The organism is Porphyrobacter sp. SLTP, from assembly GCF_009905735.1.
In the GTDB taxonomy this organism is placed as follows: Bacteria; Pseudomonadota; Alphaproteobacteria; order Sphingomonadales; family Sphingomonadaceae; genus Erythrobacter.
Genome location: NZ_JAAALE010000018.1, coordinates 50,872 through 62,444 on the forward strand (window position 1 = coordinate 50,872; position 11,573 = coordinate 62,444).

Sequence of the window (11,573 nt, forward strand, 5' to 3'; positions counted from 1 at the left end):
GCGGATGATCACCTCTCCCGCCTTTGCCGGTAAGCGTTACGCGGTGCTCGGCCTCGCGCGCTCGGGCGCGGCGGCGGCTGAGGCCTTGATCGCGAGCGGGGCGGAAGTGATCGGCTGGGACCGGCAGGATGTCGCGCGTGAGCCCTTCGTGGGCCGCTGCCGCTTGATCGACCCGCTGGAGCTGGACCTCACCGGTTTCGCAGGCGTGGTGGTGTCGCCCGGTGTGCCGCTGAACTCGCACCCCATCGCGCCACATGTGTGGCAATATGGCCTGCCCGTCATCGGCGACATTGAGCTGTTCGCCGCGGCCCGCGCACACCTTCCGCCGCACCGCGTGGTGGGCATTACCGGCACCAACGGAAAGTCGACCACCACCGCGCTGACCCACCACATCCTCGAAAGCGCGGGTGTGCCTTGCGTGATGGGCGGGAATATCGGCGATCCGATCCTCGGACAGGACCCGCTGCCGGAAGGCGGGGTCTATGTGCTGGAACTGTCGAGCTTCCAGATCGACCTCACCTTCACGCTCGATTGCGACATTGCCGCGCTGACCAACATCACGCCCGATCATCTCGACCGCTATGCCAGTTTTGAAGCCTATGCCGCGTCCAAGGAACGCCTGTTCGCAATGCAGCAGACCGGCACTGCGCTGATTTGTGACGAGGATGAACCCACCCGTGCGATCGCTGATCGGCTGGCAGCGACGGGCAAGCCGCTGGTGCGGGTCAAGACCGCCGATCTTGAAGCGGCGGGGCTGGCGGAGGGCCGCTCGCCCTCGCTCGCCGGGCCGCACAATGCCCAGAACGCCGCCGTCGCGGTGGCGATCTGCCGCCAGCTGGGGCTGACGGATGCGCAGATTGCTCACGGCCTTGCCACCTATCGCGGCCTTCCCCACCGGATGGAACGCGTGTGCGAGGTGGACGGCGTTACCTATATCAACGACAGCAAGGCGACCAACGCCGCTTCGGCCGCCCCGGCACTCGCTGCGTTCCCGCCTGACCCGGCCATCAATGACGGCGCGCCGCGCATCCACTGGATCGTCGGCGGATTGCCCAAGGAAGACGGGCTAGGCGCCTGCGCCGACCATCTCGGCAATGTCGCGGCGGCCTATACCGTCGGGGAGGCCGGGCCGATGTTTGCCGATCTGCTCGAAGGTCAGGTTCTGACCCACCGCTGCGAGCTGATCAGCGAAGCCGTGCGCCGCGCTGCCGAAGCAGCCCGTCCGGGCGAGGTGGTGCTGCTTTCCCCCGCCTGCGCCAGTTACGATCAGTTCCGCGATTACGAGAAGCGCGGCACCCACTTCCGCCAGATGGTCGGGGTCATCACCGGTTGCGACCCGTGCGGTGACGCGGCGAGCCGGAGCATTCTGCCATGACCGCTCCGGCCTATAGCTCTGCCCCCCGTGGGGCTGGCAATTTTCTCCCCCCCGTCCCGGTGCAGCGCCGCTGGCGTGATGCCCTGCGCATCTGGTGGCGTGAGATCGACAAGGTGCTGCTGCTGCTGATCGGCCTGCTGATGGCGATCGGGATAGTCGCGGTCGCTGCGGCCTCGCCTGCAAGCGCCGACCAGCTTTCGACCGCCAAAGAGCGCGTGGCTGATTTCATGTTCTTCAAGCGCCACATCGTGTTTCAGCTGATGGGGCTGACGCTGATGATCGGCTTGTCGTTCCTCAACCGCGATCAGGCCCGGCGGCTTGGCATTCTGGTCGGCGCGGTGATGCTGGCGCTGTTGTTCGTGGTACCGATCATCGGCGAGGAAAAGAACGGCGCCAAGCGCTGGATCAATGTCGGCATGAGCCTTCAGCCGTCCGAGTTCCTCAAACCTGGCTTTGCGATTATCTGCGCATGGATCCTGAGCTGGCGCCTGCGCGATCCGGGCCTGCCCGTGGTGTGGTATGTCACCGGGCTGATGGGGCTGATCGCGGGCCTCCTGATGCTGCAACCCAACCTTGGCGACGCGATCCTGTTTGGCGGGATCTGGCTGGTGATGGTGCTACTCGCCGGCGTCGCGTGGCAGCGCATCGGCGGGCTGATCGGCGCGGGCGTGGGCGCGCTGGGGCTGGCCTATGTGTTCTATGACAATGCCCGCCACCGCATCGACGGGTTTCTGGGCGGTGGCACGGCCTTCGATCAAGTCGACCTTGCCCAGCGCACCATCACGGCGGGCGGCTGGACCGGCACCGGCCTGTGGCTCGGCGTGCGGAAGATGAACCTGCCCGAGGCGCATACCGATTACATCTTCTCGGTCATTGGCGAGGAGTTCGGGCTCATCACCTGCGGGCTGATCGTGCTGCTCTACTGTGCGCTGGTGCTGCGGGTGTTGCTGCGGCTGGTGGGCGAGGACAATCTGTTTGCGCTGCTGGCGGCGACCGGACTCATCACGCAATTCGGCGGGCAGGCCTTCATCAACATGCTGGTGAACCTCAAGCTGTTCCCCTCGAAAGGGATGACCTTGCCGCTGATCTCCTATGGCGGTTCATCGACACTGGCGGTGTGCTTCACGCTTGGGCTATTGCTGGCGATCACCCGGCGCAATCCGTTCCTCGCTCGTGAGGGCGGCAGTTTGCGCGATCTGATCGAACGCAAGGAACCCGGCGCATGACCAGCCATACCCCGACCGGCGCTTCTCGCCATTATGTGCTGGCTGCAGGCGGCACCGGCGGACACCTGATCCCGGCCTTTGCGCTGGCGGCAGAGCTCCATGCGCGCGGCCATCATGTGGCGCTGATAACCGATGAACGCGGCGCGGCGATCCCGGGCAAGCCCGATTTCCTCACCGCCCATGTGCTGCCCGCCGGGCGCTTCGGCAAGAACCCGCTCGGCTGGCCGGCCGGGATCAGCGCCGTGCTGGAAGGCCGGGCGATGGCGCTGCGGTTGTTTGAAGCCTTCGCGCCGTCCGCTGTCGTCGGCTTCGGCGGCTATCCTGCGCTTCCCGCGTTGCTGGCGGCCACAGCGGTCAAATTGCCGAGCATCGTCCACGAACAGAACGCGGTGCTGGGCCGCGTGAACCGGCTGCTGGCGGGCCGGGTGGACGCGATTGCGACCTCCTATGACAAGGTCGACCGCTTGAAGCCCAAGCACGCCCACAAGGTGCGCCTGACCGGCAACCCGGTGCGCGCCGAGGTGTTGTCTCTGCGCGACAAGGACTTCCCGGCCTTCACCGAAGAAAGCCTGCTGCGCATTCTGGTGACCGGCGGATCGCAGGGCGCGCGAGTGCTTTCGGAGGTGGTGCCCGATGGCCTCGCCATGTTGCCGCCTGCGCTGCGGCAGCGCTTGCAGGTGACTCAGCAATGCCGTGCCGAGGATCTGGAGACGGTGCGGGCGCGCTATGCCAATCACGATATCCCGGCTGAACTCGGCACCTATTTCGAGGACATGCACGAACGGCTCGCTGACGCGCATCTGTTCATCGGCCGCGCGGGTGCTTCGACCATTGCCGAGCTGACCGCTGTGGGGCGTCCGGCGATCCTCATCCCGCTGCCGATTGCGACCGATGATCACCAGGCAGTCAACACCCGCGAGATGGTGAAGGCTGGCGGTGCGCGGATGATCCGGCAGGATGCGTTCCAGCCCAAGGAGCTGGCCAAGCAGATTCAGGCGATGGCGATGAACCCCGCCAGCCTCGCGAATGCCGCGCACTGCGCCTTCAATTGCGGGCGGCCCGATGCGGCGAAGGACCTCGCTGACCTCGTCGAAAGCATGAGCGGGATCGATCTGATGGACGTGATCCGGGTGGGCGAAGGCGCGCACCGCGCCGCGCAAGCCACGACCCGCCCGCAGGCCGCGACCCGCAAGGCGGCCAAGGACGCCGTCAATCAGGGGTCAGATGCATGAAGGGCGTCGGCACTGACATCGGCACGATCCACTTTGTCGGCATCGGCGGGATCGGCATGTCCGGCATTGCCGAGGTGATGCGCAACCTCGGCTACACTGTCCAGGGCTCCGACATTGCCGAAGGCCCCAGCGTCGAGCGTCTGCGCGCGCGCGGGATCACGGTGCATATCGGCCACGCCAAGGAGAATGTGGAGGGCGTCGCGGTGGTCGTCACCTCCACCGCCGTGCGCCGCACCAACCCGGAAGTCGCCGCTGCCTTGGAGGCCCGTATCCCCGTGGTGCGCCGCGCCGAGATGCTGGCCGAACTGATGCGGCTCAAATCCACCGTTGCGGTGGCAGGCACGCATGGCAAGACGACGACGACCAGCATGATCGCCACGCTGCTCGATGCAGGCGGGGTTGATCCGACCGTCATCAACGGCGGCATCATCGAACAATATGGCTCGAACGCCCGGCTCGGCGATAGCGACTGGATGGTGGTCGAAGCCGACGAGAGTGATGGCAGCTTCCTGCGCCTCGATGGCACGATCGCAGTTGTTACGAACATCGACCCCGAACACCTTGATCACTACGGCGATTTCGATGGGGTGAAGCGGGCCTTCGTGGAGTTCATCCACAACGTCCCGTTCTACGGCGCGGCGGTGCTGTGCGTGGACCACCCCGAAGTGCAGGCGGTGATCGGACAGGTGCGCGATCGCAAGGTCGTAACGTACGGCTTCTCGCTGCAAGCCGATATCTGCGGCGTGAACATCCGCAGCCTTGATGGCGGCAATAGCTTCGACGTAATCGTGCGCCAGCGCGGGCCGAAGGACAGCCGCGAGGATCGCCGGATCGAAGGCGTGCATCTGCCGATGCCGGGCCGTCACAATGTCCAGAACGCATTGGCCGCGATTGCCGTGGCGATTGAAATGGGCTGCTCGGACGAAGTGATCCGCACCGGCTTTGCCCGCTTCGGCGGCGTGCGGCGGCGGTTCACCAAGGTCGGCTCTGTGGCGGTGGATGGCGGCGCTGTGACGGTGATTGACGATTACGCCCACCACCCGGTCGAAATCCGCGCCGTGCTCAGCGCCGCGCGTGAGGCGGTGGCGGGGACCACGGGCCGCGTGATCGCGGTCGCCCAGCCGCATCGCTATTCGCGCCTCAACGACCTGATGGACGCCTTCCAGTCCTGCTTTGACGATGCCGACATCGCCTATGTCGCGCCGGTCTATCCGGCGGGCGAGGAGCCTTTGCCGGGGGTCGATCACACGGCGCTGGTTGCCGGGATGAAGGCGCGCGGGCATCGTGCGGCACGCGAGATCGCCGGGGCGGATGCGCTAGCGGCAACACTGGCGGGCGAAATCCAGCCGGGCGACATGGTCGTGTGCCTCGGCGCGGGCGACATCACGCGTTGGGCGGCGGGTCTCGCGCCTGCCATCACCGCCAAGCGGGCTGCGGCATGAACCAGCCGGGCGACAGCTACGAATATGATAATGGCGCCGCCCCGACCTGTGCGGTCGAAGGCGGCGTGTCCGCGCCCGTGCCGCTCGAAGGGATTCGCGGCAAGCTGACCTGCAAGGCCCCGCTCGCCCCCTACACTTGGTTCAAGACCGGCGGCCCTGCTGACTGGCTGTTCGAGCCTGCCGACATGGAAGATTTGAAGGCCTTCCTCGAACGGCTCGATGGCGAGATCCCGGTGATGGCATTGGGCCTCGGCTCCAACATGATCGTCCGCGACGGCGGGGTTCCCGGCGTGGTGGTGCGGCTCGGCAAGACCTTCGCCAAGGTCGAACACACGGGCGAACTGGAACTCACCTGCGGCGGCGGTGCAAGCGGCATTCTGGTCGCGTCCACGGCGCGCGACCTCGGGATTGCGGGGCTCGAATTCCTGCGCGGCATCCCCGGCACGGTCGGCGGCTTCGTGCGCATGAACGGCGGGGCCTATGGCCGCGAGGTGGCCGATGTGCTGCGCGATTGCGCGGTAATCCTGCATGATGGCAGCTTCATCACGCTGAACGCCGAGGAACTCGACTACTCCTACCGCCACTCGGCCCTGCCCGATGGGGCGATTGTCGTCTCGGCGCGGTTCCGGGGCCATCCGGGCGATCCGTCGGAAATCGGCGCGGAAATGGACCGCATCGCTGCCGCGCGCGAAGCCTCACAACCGCTGCGCACCAAGACCGGCGGTTCCACCTTCAAGAATCCCGAAGGCCACAAGGCCTGGGAGTTGGTCGACCGCGCGGGCTGCCGGGGCCTGACGCTGGGCGGCGCGCAGGTCTCCGAAAAGCACACCAATTTCCTGATCAACACCGGCACCGCCACCAGCGCCGACATCGAAGGGCTGGGCGAGATGGTGCGCGACAAGGTCTATGCCCAAACGGGTGTGAGCCTCGAATGGGAAATCCAGCGGGTGGGGCGGCCGTGATGCAGCAAACACAGCACCCGTTCGCCTCGAGCGAAGTCGAGAGGCTGGTGCGCGGTGTCTCGACTGCGCTCGACACGAACGGAACTGAAGAATGAGCCTCCCCAATCCCCTCCACGTTGCAGTCCTGATGGGCGGCTGGGCCAACGAACGCCCCGTCTCGCTGACAAGCGGCGCGGGCGTCGCCGATGCGTTGGAGACCAAGGGCCACCGCGTCACCCGGATCGACATGGGCCGCGACGTCGCGTTGCGCCTGGCCGAGGCGAAGCCCGATGTCGTCTTCAATGCGCTCCACGGCGTGCCGGGGGAAGACGGGACGGTGCAGGGAATGCTCGACCTGATGGGGCTGCCCTATACCCATTCGGGCCTCGCCACCTCGGTGATCGCGATTGACAAGCAGTTGACCAAGCAGGCGCTGGTGCCCCACGGCATCCCCATGCCAGGCGGGCGGATCGTGACGCGCGAGGAACTCTACGAGCGCGATCCGCTGCCGCGCCCCTATGTGCTGAAGCCGGTGAACGAAGGCTCCTCCGTCGGCGTCGCCATCGTCACGGCGGACAGCAATGTCGGCAACCCGATCAGCCCGGACGCGCGCGGGCCGTGGCAGGAATTCGCCGAACTCCTCGCCGAACCCTTCATCAAGGGCCGCGAACTCACCGCCGCCGTGCTCGACGGGCCCGAAGGCCCGCGTGCGCTGGGCGTCACTGAACTGGTCGTGGCGAACGGCTTCTACGATTACGAGAACAAGTACACCGCGGGGCGCACCGAGCACATCTTCCCGGCCAAGCTACCGCCCGAAATCACCGCGCTGTGCGAGGCCTATGCCGTCAAGGCGCATCAGGTGCTCGGTTGCCACGGCACCAGCCGCACCGATTTCCGCTGGGATGACGAAGCGGGGGAGGATGGCTTGTTCGTGCTCGAAACCAACACCCAGCCGGGCATGACACCTTTGAGCCTCGTGCCCGAACAGGCGGCGCATTGCGGCATCCCTTATGCCGATCTGGTCGAGATGCTGGTAGCGGAAGCCTTGCGGGTGCACGCGGCGAAACAGGAAAAGGGGGGCGGCAATGGCACAGCAGATCAGGCGTAACGGCACCACCGGGGTCCGCCGTGCAGCCAAGTCGCAGAGCCGCAGTCAGACCGCCCGCCGCGCACGGGGGCAGGCGAGCGGTATTCTCGACAAGGCGATGGGCGTGCTGCCGTTCACCGAGGAACAGTGGAGCCGCATTTGGCTCGCGATGATCATCGGCACCGGCGTGGGTGTCGCCTTCGTGATCGCCAGTCTCGCAGGTGTGCCCGCACTGGCGCAGGCGCAGGTGGCACGCATTGCGGCCGATGCCGGGTTCGAAGTGCGCCATGTGCGCGTCACCGGCACCTCACGGATGGACGAACAGCAGGTCTATGCCCGTGCGCTCGCCACCCGCAATCAGGCCATGCCGGAGGTTGATGTTGCCAAGCTGCGCGCGGAATTGCGGGCGCTGCCATGGGTCAAGGACGCGCGCGTCTCGATCCAGCTGCCGCATACGCTGGCGATCGATATCGTCGAGCGTCAGCCGCACGCTGTGCTCGAACGGCCAGATCGGCTGATGCTGATCGATGCCACCGGGGTCGAGCTTGAGCCGGTCGCGCCCGAGAAAGCCAAGGGACTGCTGCGGCTCGCCGGGCCGGGCGCGGGCAAGCAAGCGCGCAGCCTCGAAACCCTGCTCGCCGCTGCACCGGCCCTGGCCCCCAAGGTTGAAGCGGCCGAATGGGTCGGCAACCGCCGCTGGAACCTCACCTTCCGCACCGGCCAATTGCTCGCGCTGCCCGAAGGCGAAGTCGAATCCGCGACCGCGCTGGTCAAGTTCGCGAAGCTCGATGGCCAGAACCGGCTGCTCGGCGGCAAGGTGCTGGCCTTTGATATGCGCACTCCGCCGCGGCTGTATCTGCGCCTGCCGGAAGGCGTCGCCCAGCCCAAGGTCGTGGGCGCGAAGGACGAAGGGGAGACCACCTGATGGCTTCACGCCCTGCCACTCAGCGCCGCCTCGCGCGCACCTATGCCGCCGTCAATGTCGGAAGCTTCCGCATCTCGGCCATGATCATGGGCGAGACAGAGAACGGCGAATTGCAGGTGCTCGGCTCGGGCCACCGCGCCAGTGCCGGGATCAAGCGTGGCTATGTCACCGATATGACCGCCGCCGCCCACGCGATCCGCGATGCGGTCGAGCGCGCGGAGAAAAGCGCCAATACGCCGGTCAGGAGCGTGTGGATCGCCTGCGCGGGTGCCGGGCTCGCCAGCCACGTGGTCGCGGTCGATATCGAGATCGGCGGGCGGCGGATCGAGGATGAGGATGTCGAGCAGCTGCTGATCCAGGCGCAGGACATGATCCAGCCCGATGGCCGCCGCGTGCTCCATGCGCAGCCTGCGCATTACACCCTGGACGGCGCGCACGGCGTCGCGAACCCGCGCGGGCTCCATGCCGAGCGGTTGGGCGTCGATATCCATGTGATGCTGGCGGATGGCGCGCCGGTCAGAAACCTCACCGAAGCGGTGCAGAGCGCGCATCTCGAAGTCGAAGGCGTGGTCGCTGCGCCGCTGGCAGCGGGTCATGCCTGCCTCACCCCCGAAGAACGCGAACTCGGCGTTGCGCTGGTCGAGATCGGCGCGGACATCACCAATGTCGCGGTGTTTGCGGGCGGGATGCTGCTGGGGCTCCATGCCATTCCGATGGGTTCGGCTGGCATCACCGATGCGATCGCCAGCAGCTTCGGCATCCGCCGTTCGCAGGCCGAACGCCTCAAATGCGTCGCAGGCTCCGCCATTGCCAGCCCGGCCGATCACCGCGAACTCATTCCGGTCAATGGTCCCGGAGAGGGCGGCGGGGAGGGCGCGCCGGTCGGTCCGCTCGCCCGCGGCGCGGACGACAAGAACCGCATCCTGCGCGCCGAACTGGTCGCAGTGGTGACGCAGCAGCTTTCCGTACTTACTGGTGAGATCGGCAAAGCGCTCAAAAGCATGGGCTTTGCCGGAAGCCGCGCAGGCCAGGTGGTGCTGACCGGGGGCGGGGCAGAGCTTGCCGGAATGGCCGATTTCATGCAAGGCGCTCTCGGACAACCTGTCCGGCTCGGCCGTCCGCCGCAGCTGTCCGGGATGCCTGAAGCACACCACGCACCCGGCTTTGCTACGCTGGCGGGCCTGTGTCTCTATGCCGCTGAAGACCCGGTCGATATCCGCGCGGTGGGCGCTGGGCGAGGCGGGGTGTACCGTGCGTTTGCACGCGAAACCGGAATGATGGCTCTGCTGGCGCGGCTGGTGCGGGCCGTGAAGGAGTACTTCTAGCCGCGCCGCACATGCACTTGCCGATGGACGAGCAAACCTTGCACTGTGGATAAGGACGTCGTCGGTATAAAATATACACCTTGATTATGTCACAGACACTAACCGCGGGCCGTAGTATGAGAAATTCCTGCACCTGCGCCTGGAGGACAAGCTGATGAGCATCAATATCGGACCCGCGGCGACTGACGATCTGCGCCCCCGTATCACCGTGATCGGGATCGGCGGGGCCGGCGGCAACGCGATTGCGAACATGATCGCTGCCGAGATTGAGGGCGTGGAATTCATCGTCGCCAACACCGATGCGCAGGCGCTCGCCACGTCACCGGCTGAGCGTCGCATCCAGCTTGGTCCGGACATCACAGGCGGCCTCGGCGCGGGCGCGCGTCCCGAGGTTGGCAAGGCTGCGGCGGAAGAAACCGTCGCCGAAATCGAAAGGGCGCTGGAAGGCGTCAACATGTGCTTCATCGCGGCCGGCATGGGCGGCGGCACCGGGACGGGCGCTGCGCCCGTGATCGCGGAAGCTGCGCGCCGCATGGGCGTGCTGACCGTCGGCGTGGTGACCAAGCCGTTCCTGTTCGAAGGCACCCGCCGTATGCGCGCGGCCGAAGCGGGGATCGAGGAGCTTCAGGCCCAGGTCGACACGCTGATCGTGATCCCCAACCAGAACCTGTTCCTCGTCGCCAAGGCGGAAACCACCTTCAAGGAAGCCTTCCAGCTCGCCGACGAAGTGCTCCAGCAGGGCGTGCGCTCGATCACCGATCTGATGGTGATGCCGGGCCTCATCAACCTCGACTTCGCCGACGTGCGTTCGGTGATGAGCGAGATGGGCAAGGCGATGATGGGCACTGGTGAGGGCGAGGGTGAAAACCGCGCGCTCGACGCGGCCGAACAGGCCATCGCCAATCCGCTGCTTGACGGCGTCAGCATGGCCGGCGCGCGCGGGGTGATCATTTCGATCATCGGCGGCGAAGACATGCGTCTGCTCGAAGTCGATGAAGCCGCCAATCACATTCGCGAGCTGGTGGACGAAGACGCCAACATCATCTGGGGCTCGGCGTTCAACCCCGACCTCAAGGGCAAGATCCGCGTCTCGGTGGTCGCCACCGGGATCGAACAGAGCGCCATCGGCCATGTCGAGCGGTCGCATTCGGTCTCGCTCGGCGCGTCGCGTGCGCCCAAGCGCCCAGTGCTGGAACTTTCGGAAGACGAAGGCCTCACCGAACTGCCGCCGGTGGCAGCAACGCCCGAACCGGAAGCTCCGGCGGCCTATGAACCGCCTGCGGCCCCCGCGCCCGCGTCCGCCAGCTATGAAGAAGAGACGCTCGATCTGTCGGACGAGGCGGAAGACGGCGATTACCCGCCTGCCGCGCCGTTTGAATTGAGCGGAATGCAGGCCGGTGACGATTACAGCAACGAATATGACGACGACGTCGACGATATCGTCGATCCGCTTGCCGGGTTGCGCGGTGCGGACGAGGCCAGCCCCTATGGCGAGCCGGTGGCTGCGTCCCCCGCGCCGGCCTCGGACAATGAAGGCACGCTCGATCTGGGCGAAAGCTATTCCGCTTACGAGGACGAGCCGGTGCAAGACGATCTGCTCGCCAATGCCGATCGTCTGGCGGCGCAGGACCGTCCGGTCGAAGCCAAGCTTGGCGGCGGACGTCGCCGCTCGCTCCTGGGCGGCGGAAGCGACGACAGCGGCGGCGGTTCGGGGGCCGGCAGCACGCTGTTCGAACGCATGGCCAACCTGTCGCGCAGCAGCTCGCGCGATGACGAGGACGATGATGACGGCGACGATGGCCCGGCGCTCAGCATTCCGCGTTTCCTTGGACGGCAGAACAACCAATAAGGCTAAGCCGGAACGCCGTCCGGCGCGCGTGCGGCGCTGTTGGTCGCGCGCCGCCAGCGGGCCACTGGCGGGCGGCGACAGGCACGCTAGAGCACGAGCATGGTGTCGCGCCTTTCCGTTCTGGCTTTGAACGCTGCCCTGCTGGGCGGCCTGCCGGTTGCCGTGGCGGCG

At 66.6% G+C, this 11,573-nt stretch carries 9 protein-coding genes; all 9 read left to right on the plus strand.

The annotated features are described in order from the left end of the window. Positions 1-4: 4 nt before the first annotated feature. Positions 5-1,375, plus strand: a complete 1,371-nt coding sequence (gene murD, locus GVM20_RS13655; protein WP_166547744.1) for a UDP-N-acetylmuramoyl-L-alanine--D-glutamate ligase — start codon at positions 5-7, stop codon at positions 1,373-1,375. Beyond that, positions 1,372-2,601 (plus strand): FtsW/RodA/SpoVE family cell cycle protein, encoded by a 1,230-nt coding sequence (locus tag GVM20_RS13660; protein WP_166547745.1) that lies wholly within the window; start codon positions 1,372-1,374, stop codon positions 2,599-2,601. The genes murD and GVM20_RS13660 overlap by 4 nt, the downstream gene beginning before the upstream one ends. Next, the gene (gene murG, locus GVM20_RS13665; protein WP_166547746.1) at positions 2,598-3,833 is read left to right on the plus strand and encodes an undecaprenyldiphospho-muramoylpentapeptide beta-N-acetylglucosaminyltransferase; all 1,236 of its coding nucleotides are present in this window, start codon (positions 2,598-2,600) and stop codon (positions 3,831-3,833) included. The genes GVM20_RS13660 and murG overlap by 4 nt, the downstream gene beginning before the upstream one ends. Beyond that, positions 3,830-5,275 carry a UDP-N-acetylmuramate--L-alanine ligase gene (murC, locus tag GVM20_RS13670; RefSeq protein ID WP_166547747.1) on the plus strand — a complete coding sequence of 482 codons (1,446 nt, stop codon included), beginning with the start codon at positions 3,830-3,832 and terminating at the stop codon, positions 5,273-5,275. The genes murG and murC overlap by 4 nt, the downstream gene beginning before the upstream one ends. Continuing rightward, complete coding sequence (gene murB, locus GVM20_RS13675) at positions 5,272-6,237, plus strand: UDP-N-acetylmuramate dehydrogenase (RefSeq protein WP_199799616.1); 966 nt, start codon at positions 5,272-5,274, stop codon at positions 6,235-6,237. The genes murC and murB overlap by 4 nt, the downstream gene beginning before the upstream one ends. Before the next feature lie 91 nt (positions 6,238-6,328). Then, on the plus strand, positions 6,329-7,324 hold the full coding sequence (locus tag GVM20_RS13680; RefSeq protein WP_166547748.1) for a D-alanine--D-alanine ligase: 996 nt from the start codon (positions 6,329-6,331) through the stop codon (positions 7,322-7,324). Continuing rightward, entirely contained in the window at positions 7,302-8,228 is a 927-nt protein-coding gene (locus GVM20_RS13685) for a cell division protein FtsQ/DivIB (protein WP_166547749.1), read from the plus strand. Before GVM20_RS13680 ends, GVM20_RS13685 begins: the two co-directional genes overlap by 23 nt. Further along, complete coding sequence (ftsA, locus tag GVM20_RS13690) at positions 8,228-9,553, plus strand: cell division protein FtsA (protein WP_166547750.1); 1,326 nt, start codon at positions 8,228-8,230, stop codon at positions 9,551-9,553. The genes GVM20_RS13685 and ftsA overlap by 1 nt, the downstream gene beginning before the upstream one ends. A 154-nt stretch (positions 9,554-9,707) precedes the next feature. Continuing rightward, positions 9,708-11,402 (plus strand): cell division protein FtsZ, encoded by a 1,695-nt coding sequence (gene ftsZ / locus GVM20_RS13695; RefSeq protein ID WP_166547751.1) that lies wholly within the window; start codon positions 9,708-9,710, stop codon positions 11,400-11,402. The last annotated feature ends 171 nt before the right edge of the window (positions 11,403-11,573 follow it).

Excerpts from the sequence above, each read along its gene's own strand:
- murD (WP_166547744.1), top strand. The coding sequence starts at position 5 with ATGATCACCTCTCCCGCCTTTGCCGGTAAGCGTTACGCGGTGCTCGGC.
- GVM20_RS13660 (WP_166547745.1), top strand. The coding sequence starts at position 1,372 with ATGACCGCTCCGGCCTATAGCTCTGCCCCCCGTGGGGCTGGCAATTTT.
- murG (WP_166547746.1), top strand. The coding sequence starts at position 2,598 with ATGACCAGCCATACCCCGACCGGCGCTTCTCGCCATTATGTGCTGGCT.
- murC (WP_166547747.1), top strand. The coding sequence starts at position 3,830 with ATGAAGGGCGTCGGCACTGACATCGGCACGATCCACTTTGTCGGCATC.
- murB (WP_199799616.1), top strand. The coding sequence starts at position 5,272 with ATGAACCAGCCGGGCGACAGCTACGAATATGATAATGGCGCCGCCCCG.
- GVM20_RS13680 (WP_166547748.1), top strand. The coding sequence starts at position 6,329 with ATGAGCCTCCCCAATCCCCTCCACGTTGCAGTCCTGATGGGCGGCTGG.
- GVM20_RS13685 (WP_166547749.1), top strand. The coding sequence starts at position 7,302 with ATGGCACAGCAGATCAGGCGTAACGGCACCACCGGGGTCCGCCGTGCA.
- ftsA (WP_166547750.1), top strand. The coding sequence starts at position 8,228 with ATGGCTTCACGCCCTGCCACTCAGCGCCGCCTCGCGCGCACCTATGCC.
- ftsZ (WP_166547751.1), top strand. The coding sequence starts at position 9,708 with ATGAGCATCAATATCGGACCCGCGGCGACTGACGATCTGCGCCCCCGT.